A 23,241-nucleotide genomic window follows, 5' to 3' on the forward strand; every position below is an offset into this window, starting at 1 on the left:
TTTTATTATTCGTATTTCTAATATACCTTGCAAAGACGATTGCAAGTGATGAAATAGCTGCTATAAACAAAATCATCCATATGACAGGATAATTTCTTGTGAAAAGACAGTAAACAACTCCAATTAAACTAATGATAAGAACTAACTTCAAATTAAATATTGGGACAAAATAGTGGAGATAGCCACTAATCAATAATACGATTAAAATAAACATGACAAGTTGAATTGTTCCAAATAATAAATTCCATGTCGTCACCTCTCTCCTAGCGAACTCTAATGCTACTACTCTTAACCATGCTTTCAGCTCCGTATTGAGATTTTATGTTTTTTACTAAATTCTATGTTCTTTTGGGGCTTTCCTTCTTAATTAATTATTAAAACCTATTCTTTTTCAATTGATTGAAAATGTTATAGTTCGACAGCTGCAAAACGCAGCTGTTTTTGTTATTTCCAGAACGTGCATTCGTATTTCAAGAATGGTAAAATATTAGGTATATTACAGCAGAGGAGTATGAATTTTGAGTGATCTAACGTTTATCCATGCTGCTGATTTGCATTTGGACAGTCCGTTTCTTGGAGTGAGCCAGCTTCCGGAAACGATTTTTAAGCGTTTGAAAGAAAGCACCTTTAAGAGCGTAATCAACTTAATTGATATCTGCATTGCGAAAAAGATCGATTTTCTTTTGCTATCGGGGGATCTGTTTGACGAAGCGAACCGGAGCTTAAAGGCGCAATTTTTCTTAAGAAATCAATTTATCCGGCTTGAAACAGCGGGAATTCATGTTTATGTCATTTACGGAAATCATGATCATTTAAGCGGTGAATGGACGCCGGTCGAATGGCCGGAAAATGTTCATGTGTTTTCAGCAGAAGCTGTTGAAGAAAAATCATATTACCGGGGAACAAACCGGCTCGCGAGTATCTATGGCAGCAGCTATAAGAAGAGAGAGCAATTTGACAATCAAGCGGCAGATTTTAAGCGGAGTACAGATGCAAAATACCATATTGCCATGCTTCACGGTACGTATGCAGGGGAAAAAGAGCACAATCCTTACAGCCCTTTTCTTTTGAATGACCTCATTCAAGCTGATATGGATTACTGGGCACTGGGGCATATACATAAGAGGCAGGTAATTTCAGCTGAGCATCCTGCCGCGATTTATGCCGGCAATTTACAAGCACGGCACCAGAAAGAAACAGGCGAAAAAGGCTGTTATGTTGTTAGGCTGACAGAGCACGAGGCATCCTATGAATTCATCCCGGTTGCAGACGTATTGTGGCTGAAACTCCATGTTGACGTTTCGGATACAAACAGTGTCACAGAGCTGCACGGCAGGATCGAAGAAAAATTCGACTCGATAAGACATAAAGACCGGGCAGTATGTGTTAGGCTTTCTCTAACTGGTGCCGTACCTGAATTTATGCGGGAAGCCCGGGAAGGAACGTTTGAGGAAATCGTTGACGTATTTCGTGAGCAGGAGGAAGAAGAGGAATCCTTCGTTTGGCTTCTCGGTATCGAAGATCATATGAACAGGCAAACTGCACACACTGAAGAAGGCTTGCTGAAGGAGCTTACAGAGGAAATGGATCACATTCAATTGGAAGATGGAATGTTTTCTTCACTGGAAAGCAATCCCTTCTATCGTAGGTACGCTTCTCAATTGAATGAAGCGGACTTGATGGAAATGAAAGCAGAGGCAAAGGTGTTACTGGCCGATCAGTTTGCCGCGTTTGAAAGGAGCGGAGGTGGACGAGCTTGAAGATCGCGTCGCTGCACATATATGGATATGGAAAATTTATCAACAAGACGTTTCGTTTTTCTTCTTCGCGGATTCAAATTATTTACGGAATCAATGAATCGGGAAAAACAACGCTGATGAATTTCATCGAGGATATGTTATTCGGATTTAAGAAGCAGAGCCAGTATAAGCCGAAACGCGGTGGTACTTATGGCGGAATGCTGGTGATCGATCATGAGGAGCTGGGCGAAGTCAAAATTGAACGAACCGGTATTAAAAATGAAGACGTCCGGGTCCTGCTCCAAGATGGAAGGGTGGAAAACGGGGACTTTTTGGACAAGCTTTTGCATCATATGGATCGCTCTCTGTTTAAATCGATCTACTCATTTGACGTGTTTGGCTTGCAGGAGGTGCATAAGCTGAATCGAGAAAAAATCGGCCAATTTTTATTTTTCTCAAGCTTATTCGGATCAGACGCGATTGCGAATATAGACAGTCATTTGAAAAAACAGCAGGATGCCTTGTTTAAGCCAAACGGGCGTAAACCTGAATTGAACCGTTCACTCGAGGAACTGAAAAAAACGGTTTTCGAACATAAAAAAGCAAAAAGCCAGTCACAAGAATACCAATCGATCATTGAAAACCAGCAGAAAAGCAATAATGAGCTACTGCAATGTGAAGAAAAGTTGCAAACTCTGCAGACGGAAATGGACCAAATCAACCGAAGTATTCAAATGAAGCCTAAATTAGAAGATGAAGCCAAACTTCGTCGAGAGATTGAAAGCGAAAAAAGCAGGCGTTACGAATTTTTTCCTGAGGACGGGCTGCACCTTTTGGAAAAATATGAATCACATCTTCATCCCAAAGCGGCCCAGCTTGCAGCAATACGCGATTCGGAGAAAAAGCTGCAAGCAAAAATCGATGAATTATCAGGTCAAAGCGAGCTTCTTAAGAAGGAAGAAGAGGTTGCCCAGCTCTTGTCATCTCATCCAATCTATGAATCTCATTTGGAGAGACTAACAGCGATTGAGCAGCAAACCGAGCGTTATCGAAGCGAATTTTTTAGCGGACTCCAAAAGCTAAATGGAACAACTGAAGAAGATGTAGCAATCGTTGATTGTACCTATGAATATGAATGGAAGCTCAAAGAAGAGGTTCAAGCCTATCTTCAGCTGCAGCAAAAGAAAAAAGAACTGGACGAGCAATTTAATCTGGCAAGAGCGGATTTAGACGAAGCAGAAAAATCATATGCTTTTACAAAGGAGTCTATATTAAACGACGAGCTGCGCAAGCAAAAAGAAGAGGCGCTTTATGACCTGGAACAAAAACAAAATTCAAAAGTAAACTCCGCTGCGAAAAGAGATGAAGCGGAAAAGCAGCTTGCTGCATTACGCTTGGAGGAGAAAGGCCGAAAAAAAAGACATATTGCCATATTTTCGGCTTTGGCTGTATTTTGTATCGCCGCTTCTGTTGTTTGCTATGTTATGGAACAGCGTCTTGCCGCAATCTGCTTACTCCCGGCAGCAATTGTTTTGCTGTATTTCGGATGGAAATCCCCCAGAGCTTCAGCGGTTGTGGCAATGATGGAAAAACAGCTGGCTGACATGAAAAAGGAACAGCCGCCCTCTAAAAGAGACTGGGAGGCGGTCCAAACCTTAAAAGAAGAGCTGTGGCTCGACGACCATACTAAACAGAGGCTAATGGCCGAAAATCATGCGCTTGTGCAAAGAGAAGCCGCTTATGAAAGAGTCATCACAGGATTTGAAGAATGGGAAACCAGGATGCGCCCCGTTGAAGAGGGTGTGCGCGGCTATTTAAAATCACTCAAGCTTTCAATAGATCCTGTTTATCTGCTTGATGCCTACTCCTTGATGAAACAGCTTAATGATCAATTGCAGCAAATTAAAAAATTAGAAACGGATAAAAAAGATCTTGAGCGCCTTATTCGTTCATTTGAAGAGCAGCTTGCTCAATTGCAGGAGGAAAAAGGATATGGGAATGTTGCAGAACAGATTTACAGGCTGAAAAAAGGTCTTCAAGAGCAAAAGCAAGCCAATAAAAAAAGAGAAGAAGCAGCACTTTCACTGCAGCATGCTCGTGATCAAACCGAAAGCTTGCAAAAAGAGATGAATTATTTTAAAACCCAAATAGAGCATCTTTTTCAAAACATCGAGGTAACGAATGAACAGGAATTTAGATCATATGCCAAAGCTCACGACAGGCGAGAAAAAATCAAACAAGAGCATAGCCGCTTGACACAGGAGCTGATATTCATTGATGATCGCGTACGAGAGCTCGCAGCACATTACAGCGTCGATGAGCTTGAGGCTAAAGCTGCAGATATAAATCAACAGTTAAAAGAAGGACGGGCTAACCTGAAAAAGATCCAAGAACGTATTGCATATCTTCAAATGAAACAGCAAGAAATCGAGAAATCCGGTATGGAATCAGAGCTGGCGCATAAAGTGACGTTACAAAGGAATGAAAGCAAAGAGCTGGCGAAAAAATGGGGAGCTATCCAGCTTGCCAGAGAAGTCATTCGCCGAAGGATTGATTATCATCAAAAGGTGCGCCTTCCTTCGCTTTTGAGAAAAGCCGAAGAGCTAATCGATCCATTAACGGACGGAAGATATGTAGAATTGTATTTTTCCGAAGTGGATCAAACGCTTATGGTGAGGAGAAAGGATGGGCTTATCTTTTATGCCCACGAGCTGTCGCAGGCCACGTGTGAGCAGCTGTATACAGCAATCCGCTTTTCATTGGCTCTTTCTCACGTAAATGGACTGCGTATGCCGTTTTTAATGGATGACAGCTTTGTTCATTTTGACAAGCAAAGACTGCTAAAAGTGACATCGGTCATCGAAAAATGGGTGGATACGGATCAGCAAGTCCTGTTGTTTACCTGTCATGGACATATTAAAGAAACCTTTTCAACTGGGGAGGTAACGTCGCTTTCGTAAAGCGGAAAATCCTGCCGGAAAATCAAATATGATATACTAAAATGTATAATTTAGAGGGAGCTGGGAACATGGTAAAAGGAATATTACTGCATGACGTAGGAGAGCAGTTTGATTCATATCTGCTGATTAAATCGTCAGCGAAAGGGATTGCAAGCAATGGCAAGCCTTTTTTAACTCTGATGCTGCAGGACCAATCCGGAGATATTGAAGCAAAGCTTTGGGATGCCAAGCCAAATGATGAAACTACATACGGTCCGCAGACGATTGTAAAGGTAACCGGAGATATTCATCATTATCGGGGAAGAAACCAGCTGAAGCTAAGAAACATCAGACCGGTTGAGCCTACGGAAACGATGAAGCCGGAAGACTTTCTGGAAACTGCGCCGCTTCCAAAACAGGAAATGTCTGACATCGTAACCCAATATATTTTTGAAATGAATAACCCAAATATACAGCGGATCACTAGGTATCTGCTTAAAAAATACGGCACTGAATTTTTCGACTATCCGGCCGCAACGAAAAATCATCACGAATTTGTATCAGGGCTAGCGTACCACGTTGTTTCTATGCTGAAGCTGGCAAAGTCCGTTGCGGAGCTTTATCCGAGCTTGGATAAGGACTTGCTCTATGCAGGGGTCATTCTTCATGATCTTGGGAAGGTCAAGGAGCTTTCCGGTCCAATCTCTACTGCATACACAGTAGAAGGGAATCTTTTAGGCCACATCTCGATTATGGTAACAGAGATTTCCAAAGCGGCAGAGGAATTGGAAATAGACGCTGAAGAGGTCTTGATTCTTCAGCATCTCATCTTAAGCCACCATGGAAAAGCCGAGTGGGGAAGCCCTAAGCCGCCAATGATAAAAGAAGCTGAAATTCTGCATTACATTGATAATTTGGATGCCAAAATGAATATGATGGACCGTGCATTAGAAAGAGTAAAGCCGGGAGAATATACCGAACGGGTATTTGCGCTTGATAACAGGATGTTCTACAAGCCTGCGTTTCATAAATAGTAGCATAACTTGTCTTTTACCAGCATAACGTTGTAATAAACGATATATAGCTGGGAGGGAGAACCTTGCTACTATTGCCTTGGTGGGTGTACTTATGCATTATTGGGATTATTTTCTGCCTTTACAAGGTCATTACGACAACTAAGGAAGAGGAACAGATTGATCAATCCTTTATTGAAAAAGAAGGGCAAATCTTTATGGAACGAATCAAAAAAGAAAAAGAGCGCAGAATCGAATTGAAAAAAGATTAAAGATATACATAAAAAGCGTTGGCCTATCAAAAGAGGCCAACGCTTTTTATTCTGTACTAACTCACTGATTTATTATGATCCCTGTGGTGCCTGCGGTGCCTGTGGAGCAGCATCTTTGTTAAATGTTTCTTTTAAATCCTTGTCCTTTACATCAACCTTGGCATCTTGAACCATTTTATCGACGATTCCCTGAACAGTTGCCTGGTCAGCTGTCTTTTGCTTTTTAACATCTTCCGTAAGCTCTTTCTTCATATCCTCATACTTGCCGCGTTCTGCTGTCTTTTTGATGATATGATAGCCGTATTGTGTTTTAACAGGCGCGCTTACTTCACCGACTTTTAATTTATAAGCGGCGTCGCTGAATTCTTTAACCATTTGTCCATCTTTTGCGAAAAAGCCCAAGTCTCCGCCTTGTTGAGCAGTGCCGTCTGTTGAGTATTCCTTCGCTAAATCTTCAAATTTTTCGCCGTCTTTTAGTTTTTTCTCAACTTCTTTAGCTTTGTTCTCATCCGTAACTAAAATATGGCTGGCGCGGATTTGTCCTTCCAGGCTGTCATAATATTTTTTTACTTCGTCATCCGTTACTTTTGCTTGATCTTCAGCAGCTTTTGTTGTCAGCAGCTCGAATTTGACTTGCTGCTTGACATAGTCTTCCCCTTGCTGCTGGATCATTTGTTCAATCTGGGCACCCATTTGTCCCTTGCGGTACTCTTCTAATTTCGCATCTATTTCTTCATCAGTTACATCATATTTTTCATCCAGTACTTTTTCTTGAACCATCATAGTGAGGATCTGTGATCCTGCTGCACTTTTTAGATTCGAGTAAAATTCATCTTTTGTCACATTTCCGGCATCTGACTGTGCAATAACTTCAGAATCGCCGCTGTTGCATGCGCTAAGGACTAGCAAGCTAGTTGCGGTAATTGCCGCAGCTGTAATCTTTTTCATTTAATTCAAACACTCCTAATCATACGTATTTGCCTACGTATTGTATCATAACATATTGTGACACTTGAGAAAAAGATTTGTAATAGTGATATCCGTCTAGTCAATTATTTTTACCCATCATACAAATATATTGAACAAAAAAAGGAGGCTATATTATGAGTGGAGGATATTCAAGCGGATTTGCATTAATCGTGGTGCTTTTTATTTTGTTGATTATCGTTGGTGCAGCATACTTGTGCTAAAAAACGGCCGCCCTTTTCATAGGGCGGCGTTTTTTTGCTTCATGGATATGCATAAAAACGAAAAAAAGAGCAGAGAACGTTTGGATTCGTTCTGCTGCTCTTTTTTCATTTTCTGTTGTTTTTAGTTTAATTTAAAGCAAGAGAAATCTCCACAAAGGAAGAGATCAGCAATATTAAAATAAGCACGTTAATCCATCTAAATACCTTGTCCTGGCGGTCTTCAGGAATCTCTCTGACCAGGCACAACGCATTGGTGAGCTTATTTATATAGTATAGAATAAATACAGAAAAAACCATGAAATAGAAAATGATTATGGGAGATCCCCCTCTCTTTTCTTCTCCATACTACATTATCAAATATTTATTAAAAAAGATAGAAAATAGACTAAATAAAGCTGTATTTTTCAGACGAAATTGGACACTTAGTGAAGCGGCTGCTTTCCACTTTGGCTAAGATAAGCTAAAATAGAACTAATACTCTTAGTTAAATGGGATGGTTTTATGGAGGAAAGGATTTCACGATTAGAATATTACATCACATTGCTTATGGAAAACGCTGACATGAGCAAGCATCCTTTTCATGCACTTGTGATAAGGACGGGGCTCTCAGAAGAAGAAGTATTGGAGATTAAAAGAGTCTGCTCGGAACTGGAACAGGACTTGGACATACAAAAAACGCAAGGCTATATGAGCTTTGAAAAGCTCCTTGCGCTTTTTGCAGGACAGTTAAATGAAAAGTTAAATGTTCATGAGACAATCTATGCCCTGCGAGATCAAGGGTTATTTGTGTCACTCATGGATGAATTCATTTCCATCATAAAAAAATTTGATTAGTTAATCGGCTCGAGAGTTTCTTCAAAGTCCGGTGTTTCTTCAACTTTTTTCTTTTTCAATTTTCCTGAATCTGTCGTAAATTCTGTTTCGATATTGCTGAAGGATGTCTCAAAGATCTCCATAAAGTCGTCCCCGTAAATATTACGAATGATACACATCATTTCAATAATTTCGGGGAACTTTCCATAAAGCTGTTGCAGCGGCTGTGCACCTTTGAAAACTGCGTTATGTGATGGGTCGTATTCTTCCAGCAGCTTTAAGAAAACTTCTTCGCCTTTTTCTGTCAGCTGGATATACGTATTCCGCTTGTCATTATTTTTTTTAGAAAATTGCAGATATCCTCTTTCTTCCAGCTTTTTTGAAAAGTTAAACGCTGTGGATACATGCATTACTCCGAATTTTGCGATTTCTGAAATGGAAGCACCCTTTAGCTGATAAGCAATCCAGAGAATATGATGTTCATTGATATTGAGCTCGAATGGTTTAATCCATTGCTGCCAATCCTTTTCAATCGATTTCCAGAGTGCTTTGCTAAGCTGGGCCATTTTTTGGCTAAATAAAAGTGCCTCTTTAATAGAGTAATCTTGATCCAACTTATTCACTAATCTTCACCTGCTCTCTTTTTCTTGTAATTTCTATTATGCCAATAAAATAAAGATTAATAAAGATCTAAATTAACGAAATTTTTAAAAAGTAAGAGAAATAGCGGTTACACAAAGTTTTTTATATTAAAAAAAGCACATATTTCAAAATATGTGCTTTTTTTCCTTGAAAAAAATATTTTTAAATATATTACTTTTGTAAGTTTTTCTCCAGCTGTTTAATTTTCTCTTCGATTTCAGCCAATTCTTTTTGTAAATCCTGTTGATGAGGTTTTATTTCTTCACGCCAAGTTTTAATTGAATTTTGAAGTTCACCGCTTACTTCCTTAACCACTTCAATACCTTCCTTAGCTGTTGTAACAATTTGTTCGGTTAATGAAGATCCATCGTTTTTTAGCTTTTGCACTGTTTCTTCGAGTTTCCCGCAGTTTGATTTTAATTGCCCGCGCAGCTCTTTTCCGGATGTCGGAGCTGAAAACAATACTGCAGCACCGCCAACAATCCCCCCTACGACAAGACCTGCTAAAAGAGAACGATTATTTGCCATTTCGATCACTCCACACTAAAGATTTGAACAGAAAATCTGATCATAGCTTGCTTTATTTTAGCATACTTTTATAGAAGAACTTAAATGTTAATATTTTATCGGAATGAAAGAGGTTAATTTTAAGGAACGGTGCTGATATAACCTCATTGGAGGAACTAGCTATGATTCTCATTTTATCAATTATAGGTATTGTTTGCTTTGCTGGATCCCTGCGCTATTTGCACCTGCTTGGAGCACAAGCATCCTATCCGCCTAAGCATGTGTTAAGGCAAAAAGCCACCATGTGCGCAACAGGACTATGCATTGCACTGTTACTTATCCTTTTATTAAGGTTGCTCTAATAAAAAAGCCTCTTCACATAAAATGAAGAGGCTGTACGTTATTTCGCAGATTGAATGCTTCTGGACCGTTTGATGATCGATAGCACGATTGGATATACGATGACGGCTGCAACGGTATTAATCAAGATTGCCGGCAGCACAACCGCAACAAAGAATCCTATAAATCCAGCATTGCCGGGAAGTCCGACGATCAGCAAAGCCGAAGTCAAAAAAACTGTTCCTGAAACGAGCGTACCAACAGAAGTTAAGACAGGTGCAGTGATTTTATTGTCTTTATATTTCTTAACCATCATGAGCATCGCGAAAAACACCAAGGCTGTAACTGATTTATCAATGACATTTGGGATAAATCCGGCGGGAAACAGCGTAGTTAACCCTGAAATAAATCCAGTGACCAACCCGATCACGATGACGTTTTGTATTTTAGGAAATAAAAGAATTCCCATAAACATCATAACTAGCATCATATCCGGTTTCATACCGAATATTGGCGGGACAACGACGTGCAATGCTGCACCAATCCCGATAAATAAAGCCATAATAATTAATTCTATTGTTTTCATTTTTATACTCTCCTCTTCTCTTCTAAACTATGCCTCCCCGATAATATGCTGGTCATTTACCGCAGGAGTTTTTAGTAGTATAACAAATCATTACTTGATTTGAGAAGGATTTTATTCATTTTCCTTCTGGAATTTATTCATGAAATCAGCCAGTTTTTCACAATCCTGTAAGGATACGGCGTTATAGATTGAAGCGCGGCAGCCTCCTACAGAACGATGTCCGCCTAAACCTGACATTCTATTTTCTTTTGCTTGCTGGATGAATTTTTTCGTTAGCTCATCATTTGAAAGATTAAATGTTACGTTCATATTCGAACGGCTGTCATTTCTTGCATAGCCGGTGTAAAAACCTTTGCTGGAATCGATGCAATCATAAAGGACTGCAGCTTTTTCATTGTTTCTTTTTTCAATACCTTCTAGGCCGCCTTGCTCCTTCATCCATTCAAGCACAAGGGACAGCAAGTAAATCGCAAACGTAGGCGGCGTATTGTATAAGGAATTTGCTTTCGCGTGAGTCGAATATTTTAAAATTTTAGGTGCCTGAGGATTTTCTTTTTCCAGCATGTCCTTTTTAAGTATGACGACAGTCAGTCCTGATGGCCCTAAATTTTTCTGAGCTCCGGCATAAATTAAATCAAAGTTTCCGACATCAAATTTGCGGCTTAAAATGTCACTGGACATATCCGCAATTAAAGGGATTTGTGCTTGAGGAAACTCCTTCCACTGTGTACCGAAAATCGTGTTGTTTGAGGTAAGGTGGAGATAAGCCCCTTCATTAAAAGTCAGATTGGATACATCAGGAATGTACTTGTATTTTTCATCTGCGCTTGACGCAGCCTCGATGGTATTTCCGTATACTTTTGCTTCAGCAAGCGCCTTCTCTGACCATGAGCCTGTCATAAGAAATTGGGCGGCTTGATCCTGCGGCAAAAAATTCAATGGTATCATGGCAAATTGAAGGCTTGCACCGCCTTGAAGAAATAGAACTTCATAGTCTTCGGGAATTTGCAAAAGGTCTTTTAATAAACTGATAGCTTTTTCATGGACAGCATCATACTCAGGGCTGCGGTGAGATAGCTCCATGACGGACATCCCGGTCTGATTAAAATCAAGAAGTTCTTTTTGGGCCTTTACCAATGCTTCAAAAGGAAGAGCTGCCGGCCCGGCATTAAAATTCGTCGTACGTTCCATAATGAATCGCTCCTGTTTCTTTAAGTAGTTGTAAGTTTGGCAGAAAATATACACTCATCCTACCATAATTTCTGAATTTTATGTATCGGAAAAATATGTTCCTTATATCGATGCTTCGCAACGCAGTCTCAAGAATTCATAAATAGGGGATGGCAAAGTGGCTGGAATAAGTTCGAAGTGGTCCGAATAAAGTCAAACTTAAACTGGATAACTCTCCAAATGGTTCAAAAAAAACCTCCATCTGAAATGGAGGTTAAGCGAGCTGCTTATGAATAGCGGAGGCGATTTCCTGAAGCTGTCCGCTTGAGTATTCATTAGCATGAGTTTTCCATACAGCTCCGAATCCGTCGCCTTTTCCGTAGCGGGGAATAATATGCATGTGGAAATGAAAGACAGACTGACCGGCTTTCTCGCCGTTATTATTTAAAATATTCAGGCCGATCGGTTCAAACTCTTTTTTAATCGCTGATGCAATTTTCGGGATCGCTTCGAAATAATTTTTAGAAATTTCCGGTGTCATTTCATAGATGTTTTCTTTATGGGCCTTCGGGATAACGAGCGTGTGGCCTTTGGTTACTTGGCTGATATCAAGGAAGGCGACGACATGGTCATTTTCAAATACCTTGGCACTTGGTATGTCACCGGACACGATTTTACAAAAAATACAGTCTGACATCATGATCCTCCTAAAAGCATTTTTTATATGTATTGTCATTATCTTACCATAAAACAAGGGTAAACAGAAAAACAGGATGAACGGACAAGCGTTCACCCTGAATATAGAAGGAAAAACTATTTAAAATAAAGGATAAACCGATATCGCCTGTTTTAGAAATCCATTTTCAGGATTCTGTGATGCTTGATCATTTTCTGCGACAAACACCTCATTTGAATTATGCCAAAGCATTGAAATCAATTTAGTGAATGAAGAAAATTTCGAGCAAAGGACAATGAGTGTATACCTTTTTGTCCAACTGATAAAAAGAAACGTTGTCTTTGACAAACACCTCGTTTGTTCAGTGGATTTTAAATCTTTATCCTTCTACAAACCTTATGATGCCCTGAAATAAATAAGATATTAGCACTTTTATGTTGGTAAAAAGTCGCAATTCCATCATAAGTTTGTTACGATTTAAGAAAAAATGAGAAAGGAATGAAAAGATGTCTCTTTTAACTGTTCATGAACTTACAGGAGGATATACCCGAAATCCTGTACTAAGAGATGTTTCTTTCACTCTGGAACCAAAGCAAATAGTTGGATTGATTGGTTTAAACGGAGCGGGAAAAAGCACGACCATCCGCCATATTATCGGTTTGATGGAGCCTCAAAAAGGAACAATCAAGCTGAATGGCAAAACATTTGCAGACGATGCAGAAAGCTATCGATCACACTTTACCTTTATCCCGGAAACCCCGGTATTATATGATGAGCTGACCCTAAAAGAGCATTTAGAGCTTACGGCGATGGCATATGGCTTATCGGAGGAAACCTTAAAGAAAAGGCTGCCGCCGCTGTTAAAAGAATTTCGTATGGAAAAACGGTTAAAATGGTTTCCGGCTCACTTTTCCAAAGGGATGAAGCAGAAGGTCATGATTATGTGCGCCTTTCTCGTTGAGCCTGACCTGTACATCATTGACGAGCCTTTTTTAGGCTTGGATCCTTTAGCGATCAACGCACTGCTTGAACGAATGAACGCCGCAAAACATAGCGGAGCAAGCGTCCTTATGTCGACCCACATTCTCGCGACAGCTGAAAGGTACTGCGATTCATTTATTATTTTACATAATGGACAAGTACGTGCGCTTGGAACGCTTCAAGAGCTGAGGGCCCAGTTTGAGATGAAGGATGCTTCACTCGACGACATTTATATAGAGCTGACAAAGGAAGAAATTTATGAATAGCATTAGAAGTATCTGGCAATCAAGGCTGGAAGACCATATTAAAGAAAGCCGCTCCTATTTAAAATACATGCTGAACGATCACCTGATGATCGTATTGATTTTTTTGTTTGCGGGAGGCGCTACCTGGTACAGCGGCTGGCTGAAAACGATGCCTGAAAATTTCCCGTCCTACTTGGTGATGGCGCTTTTGCTCGCGCTGATTCTCTCGAGCTCCTATGTTCGGACGTTTTTAAAGGAGCCTGATTTTGTCTTTTTGCTGCCGATAGAAGCAAAAATGGAGCCTTATTTAAAAAATGCATTCCGGTACAGCTTTGTTTCTCAGCTTTTTTTCCTCGTTGCTGTATCGATCATTTTTATTCCTTTGTATATAAAAGTGAGCGGGAAGCCTTTTTCGTTTCTTTTGTTTCTGCTTGTCCAGCTGCTTATCTATAAGTGGTGGAATCTTGCCGTGGAATGGCGGGTTACGTATTTTAACGACAGTACCATGATCATACTTGATAAAATAGGCCGATTTGCCATCAATTTTGCCGGAGTCTATGTCGTTCTGCGCTCTTTATACGTTTATTCGATAATCGTTTATGTCATCATGGCTGCAGTACTCATTTGGTTTACCGCCCGAGCAAAGAAAAAATCTTTCAAATGGGAACGGCATATTGCCAATGAAATTCAAAGGAAGCAGCGCTTTTACAGAATTGCAAATTTGTTTACTGACGTTCCTCATTTGCGCAAGCAGGCGAAACGAAGAAAATATATGGACTGGATGTTGAAGCTGATTCCTTATGAGCAAAATAAGACGTTTCAATACATGTATGCACGAGCATTTATAAGATCCAATGATTATTTTGGCTTAGCCATTCGGCTGACCGTTATCTCAGCTCTGATTATTCTGTATTTTTCTGCGAATCAATGGATTACGGCTGGCCTTATTGCGTTTGCCGTTTTCCTGACTGGAATTCAGCTGACTCCGTTATATGGGCATTTTTCTCAATTGAGTCTTCCTGAGTTATATCCAGTGAAGAAAGAAAGAAAAGCCAGCAGTTTTTTTACTTTGTTAAAGTCGATCCTAATCATCCAGGCGGCACTCCTTGTGCTCATATCTTTATTCAAAATGCAATGGGCGGGTTCGTTAGCGGGGATGGTTGCTTCACTTCTTCTCATTTTTGGGATTCTTCCGCCTTATTTCAGCCGCCGATTGAAAAAAATGAACGGATAATGAAACTTTTTTCGCGAGGAAGACGTATTAGTATGTAAATCATAAAATGAGGTGCAGGATCATGAATGATCGCGAGCTTTACTTAGACGAAGCGAATGAGTGGAAGCTCCGTTTTCTGAGAAAATCTTCAAAAATAGAAAGGATGTCCAAAGGCATTCAGAATAAGGTAAATGAGCGTATTCCTGAAAAAGTCCATACGTTTGTAACAGAAAGCATTAAAAAAATGGTTGAAACAACGCTTGTAGGCAGCAACCTTACAACATTTAAAAAAAGCACGGGCGGATTATCACTAAGAGAGAAAGATAAGCTTGCCAAACAAACGATCCTCGGTTACCAAAAGGCGGCTGCTGTCGAAGGAGCCGGCACAGGGGCTGGAGGATTCCTAATAGGATTGGCTGATTTTCCGTTATTATTGAGCATTAAAATGAAGTGCTTGTTCGAGCTTTCGTCCATTTATGGATTCGATGTAAAAAAGAAAGAAGAACGGGTATTTTTACTCTATATTTTTCAGCTTGCTTTTTCCAGTAATGAGCATAGAAAAAACATTTTTCAAACGCTAGAAGAATGGGAAACGAAAAAGGATGAAATTGATTGGCGAAAATTTCAGCAGGAATACAGGGATTATATAGACTTGGTCAAACTATTTCAGCTTGTGCCCGGGATAGGAGCGGTCGTCGGAGGAGTAGCGAACTATAAATTGGTGGGGCAGCTTGGCGAAGCAGCCAGGCATGTGTTTCATTTAAGACTACTTAAATAGGAGGCGGGTCTTATATGTAAGGCCCGCTTCTTTGTTAAAGCAAGAAAATTGCTGCAATAGTTGTTACGACTAAGCCGACGAGTACGGGAATCATATTTTTTCTGGCAAGCAAAAACGGATCCACCCGGCAAATTGCAGCGGCCGGAATCAGTGCCCAAGGAATTATCGTTCCCCCGCCAACCCAAATAGCCGCTATTTGGCCAAGTGCTGTTAAGACCGCAGGATCGGCACCTACTGCGCTTGAAAAAAGCTTTGCAATCGATCCGGCCAGTGAAATTCCTGAAAAGCCCGAGCCGTCAAGCCCGGTAACTGCACCTGCAACAGTTAGAGTAACCGCTGCGATTTCGCCAGTAAGAGGGACGACATGGGCAAGCGCAATCCCCAAATCATTGACAATGCCTGTTGATTCGTCCGGCAAGGTGTCCGGGATCAGCGTTTCAAAAGCAGAGTCTCCTAAGTAAAAGAAGGCAGCAATCGGAATGACGGGACCGAACACCTTAAATCCAAATTGAAAGCCATGAATAAAATATCCGGTAATTTTTTCAAGGTTCTTATGCTTATAGGTAACGAAATGGATAAGAAGAAGGATGATAATACTTGTTCCGCCGATTAAAGCCGTAGCTTCACCGCCCTGCAGATCAAGCAGTATCATGAAAATAATATCCGAAATAAATACAATTGGTATGATTGAGGCGAGAACAATCCGCCACTTTTTAGCCAGCAGAAAGTCTTCGTTTGATTTCTCAAACCCATAAAGCTCACCTGTTACTAATTCATTTTTTCTGCTTCGTACGATCATTAAAAACGCTGTAAAAGTCGTAACCACTCCCATAATGATAACGAGAGGAATGCTTGCTGACAGTACATCCTGCACTGGAATTCCAGCCGCATCAGCCGTCAGCTTTGGCGCGGCCTGGATGACAAAATCCCCGGATAAGGCAAATCCGTGGCCGAATAGGTTCATGGCCATGGCAACAGAAATCGGCGGAAGCCCTGCCTTTATTGCGACTGGCAATAAAACAGCTCCGATTAAAGCCACTGCTGGAGAAGGCCAAAAAAAGGAAGAAATAATGAACATAAGTGCACCAATGACCCAATATGCCATAATCGGTCCTTTGATTATTCTTGTGAATGGGTAAACCATCATTTCGTTAATGCCGGTGTTCGTCAGCAGGGAGCTCAACGAAACGATAAAACAAATAATGAAAATTGTCGGCAATAGCTCTGTCGTTGCATAAATCAGACTATTAAATATGGTACTGATAGAGGAAGTGAAAGAGTGTGTTGCTGCAAGGGCGATGAAAAAAATGCCAAGAAGTGAGATGAAAGTCGTATCTTTGCGAAACACCATGAAAAGAATAATAGCCGCAATGAAACTAAGAAAAAGATAGTGGACAAACGTCAGCTCTATCATGATATCACTCCATTTGGGCTTTCATTTTTTACAGATTATGCATCCGCAAACAGAGTGTGAGAATCGGTTTTCTAAAAAAGAATGCCCCTCCTCATGATAAGGAGGCTAACGTTATTCTACCGCATAGTAGGAAGCGACATAAGGAGGGCGCAAAAATATCGATTGATGCTTCTTTTCTTTTGGTGAAGAATCGGAATGTGCTTGTTCAAAGGAACTTGAATTTTTCCATGAAGTAAATTCGTGTTCTGATTCCCATAACGTTACGATTAAATACGTGTCACTTTTGATCGGCCGTAATAATCGAAGCGCTATGAAACCAGGCTCAGATTCGATATTTCCGGAGCGGTTTTTAAATCGGTTTTCAAAAAGAGGCCTGCTTTCCGGTGAAACGGGAATGTGATTAAAAGCAGCATACTCGCACGCACGCAATTCTCCCGCTCGATCAATAACTTCATATTTATGAGGGGACTGAAACAAAGATTTGTTGTCCGATTCATAAAAAAGAATCGCCTGATCTTCACCGTGCATGATATGCAACTTTTCATTTGTATGATTATGTGAGAATTTTTGCAAATAATCAAGAGTGCCGTAAGTGACATAAAAAAACATTTTTATCAACTCCTGCTTAATAGTATAACAAAAGAACGAGGGGCCTCTAACTGTCGATATGCTAGTATATACAGAAAAACTTAAATTCTTTCAGCCCGTGCTTGCGGGATAATTATAGAAAAACTTCCCATACTACCAGTATATGAGGACAAAAGGAAAAAGGGGTGACGCCATTGACATTAAAAAAATACATCTATCTTCCGCTATTAATTGGGGTTTTAACCTTCGTTCTTGCACTCGTTGTTTATCTTATCATCTTACTTCTTGGAAATTACGTCATTGATGAAAAAAAATTGGTCATGAATGCTTCAACGAAAATTGTCGACAATCACGGCGAACAAGTGGACGAACTATTCGTTGAAAATCGAGATCCTGTTTCATTCGATGACATCCCTGATCATGTGGCAAATGCATTTATAGCCGTAGAGGATCAAAGGTTTTATGAACATCCGGGGATTGACGTGAAGTCGATATCCAGGGCGCTGTACAGGGATATGATCGCCGGAGGGAAAGTGGAAGGCGGTAGTACCATCACCCAGCAGCTGGCGAAAAATATTTTTTTATCAAATGATAAAACCTTTTTGCGAAAAACAAAGGAAGTTATTATTGCACTAAACCTTGAAAAACGTTACACAAAGGAGAAGCTGCTTGAAATGTACATGAACCAGCTCTATTTTGGACATGGTGTGTACGGGATTCAGGCAGCAGCCAATTATTATTATAGTAAAGATGTCAAAGACTTAACCGTCAGTGAAGGAGCTGTACTTGCATCAATTCCGAAGGCCCCGTCCAATTATTCGCCGATCCTTCATCCCGATAAAAATCTAGAAAGAAGAAATACAGTCATTTCTCTTATGCATGACCAGGGATTTTTGACGGCAAAAGCTGCATTGCAGGCACAAGGGAATACACTTGGACTTCATGTACAAAAGAGCTCGGAAAAGCCGTGGCTGGACAGTTATATCGACCTGGTCGTTAAAGAAGCGGAAAGCAAATACAGTATATCTGCGGAGCAGCTTTATCAAGGCGGCTATACGATACGTGTGCCTATGGATGCCAGGCTCCAACAGTCCGCATATGAGCTTATGAAAGAAGAAGGCTATTTTCCCGGAACTGATAAGAAGGCAGAAGGAAGTGCTGTGTTTATCGATAATAATTCCGGTGGAGTCGCAGCGGCGATCGGAGGCAGGGAATATGCCCCGAGAGGATATAATCGGGTAATCTCTAATCGGCAGCCTGGATCCGCCTTTAAGCCAATCGCTGTATTCGGACCTGCAATGGAGGAAAAGGTGTTTCAACCGTATTCACTTCTTGATGACAGCAAGCAATCCTACGGTGGCTATACTCCGCGAAATTATGATGGTCAATACAAAGGAAAGGTTTCGATGGTCGACGCGATTGTTTTCAGTAAAAATGCGCCTGCTGTCTGGACGCTTAACCGACTCGGGACAGAAACGATTCAGCCTTATTTGGAAAAAGTGAATATCAATATTCCTGACAAGGGCCTTGCCGTCGCACTGGGCGGACTTGAAACCGGTGTTTCTCCTTTGCAAATGGCTGGTGCTTATCGTACCTTTGCCCATGACGGATCGTACGAAGAACCCTATTTTATCCAGAATATAACCGACCAAGACGGGGAAGAAATCATTACTCATAAAAGCAAACAGCAAAATGTTTACAGCAAGCAAACTGCTTGGAATATGACACGAATGCTGCAGGAAACCGTCTTGACCGGCACAGCGAAAAACGGAAGCTACGACGGAGACCTTGCCGGGAAAACCGGCTCGACCTCTTATACAGAGGTGAAAGGGGCTACGAAGGATGCGTGGTTTGCAGGATTCAATCCAAATGTAACTGGCGCGATATGGATGGGATATGACAAAACGGATAAAGAGCATTATTTAAAAGGGGGGAGTCAGTATCCGACTAAGCTTTTCAAGGATATTTTGACAAAAGCAGGAGAAGGCAAAAATCTAACCTTTCAAAAGCCTGATGATGTAAAAGAGCTTGACCGGCCGATCCGTCTCGCGGCAGTTGAGAAGGTAACTGCAGATTATTCCTTCAAGGCTCTCGGTTTTTTCACTGTCACGCTGAAATGGAACAATCAGGAGGACGATCGGGTTATTTATCGAATTTATGAAAAAAAGGATGGAAACGAGACACTGCTCGAATCAGTAAAGGGAGAAAACAGCTTTACGATTTCGTTCAGTAATGTGTTTTCAGATACATCTTACAGAGTCGTCCCTTATAACAGCCAAACAAATGAGGAAGGAAAAGGGCCTGGATACGTAAAGCCAAAGTTGTTCACTTCACAAATACAGTCCTAGAATACGGCAATTTTTTGAACGTTAAATCGAATTAGTGTACCCCGTACAAAAAAAGCGTTATATTGGACTAGGAGAAATGAACGTTTTGGTGACTCTTGAAAGGTGGACAATTCATGACGAGTGTTTTTAATGACAGGTTTTTAAAAGCCTGCCGCGGAGACAAAACGGATACGGTCCCTGTTTGGTTTATGAGACAGGCGGGCCGATCCCAGCCGGAATATCGGGCTTTAAAAGAAAAGTACGGCTTGTTTGAAATTACACACCAGCCCGAATTATGTGCTTATGTAACAAGGCTTCCTGTTGAACAATATGATGTTGACGCAGCAATCCTTTACAAAGATATTATGACCCCTATACCGGCAATAGGAGTTAACGTGGAAATTAAAAACGGAATCGGTCCGGTTATTGACTCACCTCTTCGAAGCGTGCGAGATATTGAAAAAATTGGTGAGCTTGAACCGGAAAATGATATCCCGTATGTGCTTGATACGATAAAGCTTTTAACTAGGGAACAGCTCAATGTACCGTTGATCGGATTTTCAGGCGGGCCGTTTACTGTAGCGAGCTATTTAATTGAGGGCGGACCTTCAAAAAATTACAACAAAACAAAAGCGTTAATGCACAGTGATCCTAAAGCCTGGGAGCTTCTTATGAAAAAGCTTGGACAAATGACAGTGACATATCTCAAGGCTCAAATCCATGCAGGCGCAAAAGCGGTGCAGATATTCGACTCTTGGGTAGGTGCGCTGAATGTAGAAGATTACAAGAAACACGTAAAACCAATCATGAATGACATTTTCTCATCGTTAAAAGAAGAAAATGTACCGATGATTATGTACGGTGTAGGAGCTGGCCATCTCACCGGCGAATGGGACGATCTACCTTTGGATGTTATCGGGTTGGACTGGAGAATCCAAATCGAACAAGCGAGAAAAAAAGGCATCACAAAGGCGCTCCAAGGCAATTTGGACCCCACTGTATTGCTGGCTCCTTGGGACGTAATTGAAGAAAAGACGAAGCAGATTCTTGACCAGGGAATGGAGTCGGACAAATATATTTTTAATCTTGGCCACGGCATTTTCCCTGAAATTCTTCCAGAAACACTTAAGAAATTGACATCATTTATTCATACCTATTCAACAAATCAGAAGCAATCTTAACTTTTTCGAGGTGTGAAAATTGGATAAAAAGAAATTGGGCCTATTGGTAATGGCCTACGGCACGCCATATAAAGATGAAGATATTGAACCTTATTATACACATATTCGCCGAGGGAGACCTCCGGAGCCATCTATGCTGCAAGATTTAAAGAATCGGTATGAAGCAATCGGAGGTATCTCTCCGCTTGCAAAAATAACGAAAGAACAAGCGGAAAGTCTTGAGCAGCGGCTGAATGAGTTACAAGACGAGGTCGAGTTTAAGGTGTACATCGGCTTAAAACATATTTCACCCTTTATTGAGGACGCAGTTACCGCTATGCACGCGGATGGGATTGAAGAAGCAGTCAGCATCGTACTTGCCCCGCATTATTCGACATTTAGCGTGAAGTCATACAATTCCCGGGCAAACAATCAGGCTGAAAAACTCGGCAATTTAAAAATCACCTCGATCGACAGCTGGTATGATGAACCCAAATTTCTTTCTTACTGGATCGAGCAAATCAAACAGACATATGAGCAGATGACTCCGATTGAAAGAAATGCAGCGGTGCTTATCGTTTCTGCGCACAGTCTGCCGGAAAAAATCAGAGCTTCTGGAGATCCTTATGAAGATCAGTTGAAGCATTCAGCAGATTTAATCGCAAAAGGTGCAGGGATTTCTGACTATACGATTGGCTGGCAAAGCGAGGGGAATACGCCTGATCCTTGGCTCGGTCCGGATGTCCAGGATCTGACGAGAGACCTATTTAACGATGGCTATCGTACGTTTGTCTATGCGCCGGTAGGCTTTGTCGCAGATCATCTTGAAGTATTATACGATAACGATTATGAATGCAAGGCTGTGACAGACGAATTAGGTGCTGCGTATTACCGGCCACAAATGCCTAACGCCCGTCCCGAATTTATTGATGCACTTGCAGATGCAGTTTTGCGCGTAAGTGAACGAGATATATTTTAAAGAAGGCGATTGATATGAGCGCAAATCGAAAAAAAATAGTAATTATTGGCGGTGGAATAACCGGCCTGTCAGCAGCATTTTATTTGGAAAAAGAAATGAAGGAAAAAGCCCTGCCTATTGACTGTACGTTAATAGAAGCAAGCCCGAGACTCGGAGGGAAAATTCAAACCATCCATAAAGACGGCTACGTAATTGAAAGAGGGCCGGATTCATTTTTAGAAAGAAAAAAAAGTGCGACTGAATTGGCGGAGCAACTTGGCCTTGGAGAAAATTTGGTTAACAATGCCACAGGTCAGTCCTATGTATTAGTCGATGAAAAGCTTCATCCAATACCAGAAGGTGCCGTCATGGGCATTCCGACGAAGCTTTCGCCATTTATTAAGACAGGGCTTTTTTCGGTCTTCGGAAAAGCAAGGGCTTCACTGGATCTGATTTTACCGGCAAGCGAAGCGAAGGGAGACCGGTCACTGGGTGAATTTTTCAGGCGCCGTGTTGGAGATGAAGTCGTCGAAAACCTGATTGAACCGCTTCTTTCCGGGATATATGCCGGAGATATCGATAAGCTCAGTCTTATGTCAACGTTTCCACAATTTTATCAAATAGAGCAGAAGCACCGCAGCTTAATTTTAGGAATGAAAAAAGGAAGACAGCCGGTCGGGCCTAAGCCGGCGAAAAAGAAGGACGGCATGTTCCAAACAATTAATACCGGTCTTCATACGATGGTTGAGGCAATTGAAAACAGGCTTGAATCTACAAAAATCTATAAAGGAACAAGAGCTGTACAAATTGAGCGGCAGCAAGGGAAATATCTCATTGAGCTGGATAATGGCCAGCAAATATTAGCTGACGCGGCGATTGTTGCTTCTCCGCATAAATCAATTTCTTCCCTGTTTGGGCATAAGGAAGAGCTCGATTATTTAAAATCAATGACCTCCACTTCGGTCGCCAACGTGGCGCTCGGATTTCCGGATAGTGCGGTTGAGATGGAGCACGAAGGAACCGGTTTTGTCATCTCCCGGAACAGTGACTTTGCCATAACTGCTTGTACATGGACCAACAAAAAATGGCCGCACACCGCGCCAAAAGGAAAAACCCTTCTTCGTGCTTACGTAGGCAAAGCAGGTGACGAATCGATTGTTGAGCAATCAGACAGTGAAATCGTCCGCATTGTGCTCGATGATTTAAAACGCATTATGAAAATTTCCGGTGATCCGGAAATGGTTTCTGTTACGCGTTGGAATGAAAGCATGCCTCAGTATAATGTAGGCCATAAACAAAAAATGAAAGAAATACGCGACACATTCTCACGTTCTTTTCCAGGGATTTTCCTGGCGGGAGCATCATTTGACGGGGTTGGCATTCCCGACTGTATTGATCAGGGCAATCTAGCGGTGAACGAAATAATCGAATATTTAACAAAAGCGAACTGATAAGGTTTGCTTTTTTTATTATTTGTGAGGGTTCTCTTGCGTCTATTTGTCTTCAGCACCCGGATGAAGGACAATTCTTTGGCCTTCCTGCGTCATTTTGTCCTTCACAACGCAGATGAAGGACATTTCTTGGGCTATCTTGCGTCATTTTGTCCTTCAGCACCCGGATGAAGGACATTTCTTTGGCTATCTTGTGGCATTTTGTCCTTCAGCACCCGGATGAAGGACATTTCTTTGGCT

22 protein-coding genes are annotated in these 23,241 nt (G+C 41.2%); 14 read left to right on the forward strand and 8 right to left on the reverse strand.

All coding sequences use genetic code 11. The features are described from left to right. The first annotated feature begins 515 nt into the window (after positions 1-515). The 4 genes from JOC74_RS20420 (at position 516) to JOC74_RS20435 (ending at position 5,963) form a co-directional block, all read left to right on the forward strand. Positions 516-1,760: a metallophosphoesterase family protein gene (locus JOC74_RS20420; RefSeq protein ID WP_053602347.1), complete on the forward strand. Its 1,245-nt coding sequence runs from the start codon at positions 516-518 to the stop codon at positions 1,758-1,760. Further along, the gene (locus JOC74_RS20425) at positions 1,757-4,699 is read left to right on the forward strand and encodes an ATP-binding protein (protein ID WP_053602348.1); all 2,943 of its coding nucleotides are present in this window, start codon (positions 1,757-1,759) and stop codon (positions 4,697-4,699) included. Before JOC74_RS20420 ends, JOC74_RS20425 begins: the two co-directional genes overlap by 4 nt. 68 nt (positions 4,700-4,767) lie before the next feature. Then, positions 4,768-5,712 carry a 3'-5' exoribonuclease YhaM gene (gene yhaM / locus JOC74_RS20430; RefSeq protein WP_053602349.1) on the forward strand — a complete coding sequence of 315 codons (945 nt, stop codon included), beginning with the start codon at positions 4,768-4,770 and terminating at the stop codon, positions 5,710-5,712. A gap of 65 nt (positions 5,713-5,777) precedes the next feature. Continuing rightward, positions 5,778-5,963 (forward strand): sporulation YhaL family protein, encoded by a 186-nt coding sequence (locus JOC74_RS20435; protein ID WP_053602350.1) that lies wholly within the window; start codon positions 5,778-5,780, stop codon positions 5,961-5,963. A gap of 72 nt (positions 5,964-6,035) precedes the next feature. Here the strand turns inward: JOC74_RS20435 and JOC74_RS20440 are convergent, their stop codons facing one another. After that, positions 6,036-6,911 carry a peptidylprolyl isomerase gene (locus JOC74_RS20440; RefSeq protein WP_053602351.1) on the reverse strand — a complete coding sequence of 292 codons (876 nt, stop codon included), beginning with the start codon at positions 6,909-6,911 and terminating at the stop codon, positions 6,036-6,038. A 155-nt stretch (positions 6,912-7,066) separates the two neighbouring features. On the opposite strand from JOC74_RS20440, the gene JOC74_RS20445 reads away from it, so the two are divergent. Both JOC74_RS20445 and JOC74_RS20450 read left to right on the forward strand, forming a co-directional pair. Then, complete coding sequence (locus JOC74_RS20445) at positions 7,067-7,153, forward strand: YjcZ family sporulation protein (RefSeq protein WP_082363666.1); 87 nt, start codon at positions 7,067-7,069, stop codon at positions 7,151-7,153. A gap of 501 nt (positions 7,154-7,654) precedes the next feature. Next, positions 7,655-7,987 (forward strand): DUF1878 family protein, encoded by a 333-nt coding sequence (locus JOC74_RS20450; RefSeq protein WP_053602353.1) that lies wholly within the window; start codon positions 7,655-7,657, stop codon positions 7,985-7,987. Here the strand turns inward: JOC74_RS20450 and JOC74_RS20455 are convergent. Both JOC74_RS20455 and JOC74_RS20460 read right to left on the reverse strand, forming a co-directional pair. Then, positions 7,984-8,589 carry an HTH-type transcriptional regulator Hpr gene (locus JOC74_RS20455; protein ID WP_053602354.1) on the reverse strand — a complete coding sequence of 202 codons (606 nt, stop codon included), beginning with the start codon at positions 8,587-8,589 and terminating at the stop codon, positions 7,984-7,986. The two genes, JOC74_RS20450 and JOC74_RS20455, sit on opposite strands and share 4 nt — an antisense overlap. Positions 8,590-8,779: 190 nt before the next feature. Further along, complete coding sequence (locus tag JOC74_RS20460) at positions 8,780-9,136, reverse strand: YtxH domain-containing protein (protein ID WP_053602355.1); 357 nt, start codon at positions 9,134-9,136, stop codon at positions 8,780-8,782. A gap of 161 nt (positions 9,137-9,297) precedes the next feature. Here JOC74_RS20460 and yhzF point away from each other — a divergent pair, with 161 nt between their 5' ends. Continuing rightward, on the forward strand, positions 9,298-9,477 hold the full coding sequence (yhzF, locus tag JOC74_RS20465) for a membrane protein YhzF (protein WP_053602356.1): 180 nt from the start codon (positions 9,298-9,300) through the stop codon (positions 9,475-9,477). A 38-nt stretch (positions 9,478-9,515) separates the two neighbouring features. On the opposite strand, the gene JOC74_RS20470 is transcribed toward yhzF, so the two are convergent. The 3 genes from JOC74_RS20470 to JOC74_RS20480 form a co-directional block, all read right to left on the reverse strand. Then, entirely contained in the window at positions 9,516-10,040 is a 525-nt protein-coding gene (locus tag JOC74_RS20470) for a tryptophan transporter (RefSeq protein WP_053602357.1), read from the reverse strand. Positions 10,041-10,151: 111 nt separating this feature from the next. Further along, positions 10,152-11,231: a 3-phosphoserine/phosphohydroxythreonine transaminase gene (gene serC / locus JOC74_RS20475; protein WP_053602358.1), complete on the reverse strand. Its 1,080-nt coding sequence runs from the start codon at positions 11,229-11,231 to the stop codon at positions 10,152-10,154. Between the two features lie 253 nt (positions 11,232-11,484). Next, positions 11,485-11,907 (reverse strand): HIT family protein, encoded by a 423-nt coding sequence (locus JOC74_RS20480; RefSeq protein WP_053602359.1) that lies wholly within the window; start codon positions 11,905-11,907, stop codon positions 11,485-11,487. 485 nt (positions 11,908-12,392) lie between these two features. Between JOC74_RS20480 and JOC74_RS20485 the strand changes: the two genes are divergently transcribed. From JOC74_RS20485 to JOC74_RS20495, 3 genes are all read left to right on the forward strand, one after another. Beyond that, entirely contained in the window at positions 12,393-13,133 is a 741-nt protein-coding gene (locus JOC74_RS20485; protein WP_053602361.1) for an ABC transporter ATP-binding protein, read from the forward strand. Beyond that, on the forward strand, positions 13,126-14,346 hold the full coding sequence (locus JOC74_RS20490) for an ABC transporter permease (protein WP_053602362.1): 1,221 nt from the start codon (positions 13,126-13,128) through the stop codon (positions 14,344-14,346). Before JOC74_RS20485 ends, JOC74_RS20490 begins: the two co-directional genes overlap by 8 nt. Positions 14,347-14,407: 61 nt before the next feature. Beyond that, positions 14,408-15,103, forward strand: a complete 696-nt coding sequence (locus JOC74_RS20495) for an EcsC family protein (RefSeq protein WP_053602363.1) — start codon at positions 14,408-14,410, stop codon at positions 15,101-15,103. Positions 15,104-15,137: 34 nt separating this feature from the next. Here JOC74_RS20495 and JOC74_RS20500 read toward each other — a convergent pair whose 3' ends face one another. Beyond that, positions 15,138-16,517, reverse strand: coding sequence for a hypothetical protein (locus JOC74_RS20500; RefSeq protein WP_098945180.1), 1,380 nt, complete (start codon positions 16,515-16,517; stop codon positions 15,138-15,140). Between the two features lie 111 nt (positions 16,518-16,628). Further along, on the reverse strand, positions 16,629-17,126 hold the full coding sequence (locus tag JOC74_RS20505; RefSeq protein ID WP_053602365.1) for an antibiotic biosynthesis monooxygenase family protein: 498 nt from the start codon (positions 17,124-17,126) through the stop codon (positions 16,629-16,631). 173 nt (positions 17,127-17,299) lie between these two features. Here JOC74_RS20505 and JOC74_RS20510 point away from each other — a divergent pair, with 173 nt between their 5' ends. From JOC74_RS20510 to hemY, 4 genes are all read left to right on the forward strand, one after another. Further along, a complete protein-coding gene (locus JOC74_RS20510) occupies positions 17,300-19,453 on the forward strand; it encodes a transglycosylase domain-containing protein (protein WP_211086302.1) in 2,154 nt (717 codons plus the stop codon). A gap of 113 nt (positions 19,454-19,566) precedes the next feature. Next, on the forward strand, positions 19,567-20,613 hold the full coding sequence (hemE, locus tag JOC74_RS20515; RefSeq protein ID WP_053602367.1) for a uroporphyrinogen decarboxylase: 1,047 nt from the start codon (positions 19,567-19,569) through the stop codon (positions 20,611-20,613). Positions 20,614-20,632: 19 nt separating this feature from the next. Continuing rightward, entirely contained in the window at positions 20,633-21,571 is a 939-nt protein-coding gene (gene hemH / locus JOC74_RS20520; RefSeq protein WP_053602368.1) for a ferrochelatase, read from the forward strand. A 14-nt stretch (positions 21,572-21,585) separates the two neighbouring features. Continuing rightward, complete coding sequence (hemY, locus tag JOC74_RS20525; protein ID WP_211086303.1) at positions 21,586-23,001, forward strand: protoporphyrinogen oxidase; 1,416 nt, start codon at positions 21,586-21,588, stop codon at positions 22,999-23,001. The last annotated feature ends 240 nt before the right edge of the window (positions 23,002-23,241 follow it).

Source organism: Bacillus capparidis (assembly GCF_017832095.1).
GTDB lineage: Bacteria > Bacillota > Bacilli > Bacillales > Bacillaceae > Bacillus > Bacillus gobiensis.

Bases quoted from the DNA above. Each gene is read 5' to 3' on its own strand.
- yhaM (WP_053602349.1), top strand. From the start codon at position 4,768: ATGGTAAAAGGAATATTACTGCATGACGTAGGAGAGCAGTTTGATTCA.
- JOC74_RS20440 (WP_053602351.1), bottom strand. From the start codon at position 6,911: ATGAAAAAGATTACAGCTGCGGCAATTACCGCAACTAGCTTGCTAGTC.
- JOC74_RS20445 (WP_082363666.1), top strand. From the start codon at position 7,067: ATGAGTGGAGGATATTCAAGCGGATTTGCATTAATCGTGGTGCTTTTT.
- JOC74_RS20450 (WP_053602353.1), top strand. From the start codon at position 7,655: ATGGAGGAAAGGATTTCACGATTAGAATATTACATCACATTGCTTATG.
- JOC74_RS20460 (WP_053602355.1), bottom strand. From the start codon at position 9,136: ATGGCAAATAATCGTTCTCTTTTAGCAGGTCTTGTCGTAGGGGGGATT.
- yhzF (WP_053602356.1), top strand. From the start codon at position 9,298: ATGATTCTCATTTTATCAATTATAGGTATTGTTTGCTTTGCTGGATCC.
- JOC74_RS20470 (WP_053602357.1), bottom strand. From the start codon at position 10,040: ATGAAAACAATAGAATTAATTATTATGGCTTTATTTATCGGGATTGGT.
- serC (WP_053602358.1), bottom strand. From the start codon at position 11,231: ATGGAACGTACGACGAATTTTAATGCCGGGCCGGCAGCTCTTCCTTTT.
- JOC74_RS20480 (WP_053602359.1), bottom strand. From the start codon at position 11,907: ATGTCAGACTGTATTTTTTGTAAAATCGTGTCCGGTGACATACCAAGT.
- JOC74_RS20485 (WP_053602361.1), top strand. From the start codon at position 12,393: ATGTCTCTTTTAACTGTTCATGAACTTACAGGAGGATATACCCGAAAT.
- JOC74_RS20490 (WP_053602362.1), top strand. From the start codon at position 13,126: ATGAATAGCATTAGAAGTATCTGGCAATCAAGGCTGGAAGACCATATT.
- JOC74_RS20495 (WP_053602363.1), top strand. From the start codon at position 14,408: ATGAATGATCGCGAGCTTTACTTAGACGAAGCGAATGAGTGGAAGCTC.
- JOC74_RS20500 (WP_098945180.1), bottom strand. From the start codon at position 16,517: ATGATAGAGCTGACGTTTGTCCACTATCTTTTTCTTAGTTTCATTGCG.
- JOC74_RS20505 (WP_053602365.1), bottom strand. From the start codon at position 17,126: ATGTTTTTTTATGTCACTTACGGCACTCTTGATTATTTGCAAAAATTC.
- hemE (WP_053602367.1), top strand. From the start codon at position 19,567: ATGACGAGTGTTTTTAATGACAGGTTTTTAAAAGCCTGCCGCGGAGAC.
- hemY (WP_211086303.1), top strand. From the start codon at position 21,586: ATGAGCGCAAATCGAAAAAAAATAGTAATTATTGGCGGTGGAATAACC.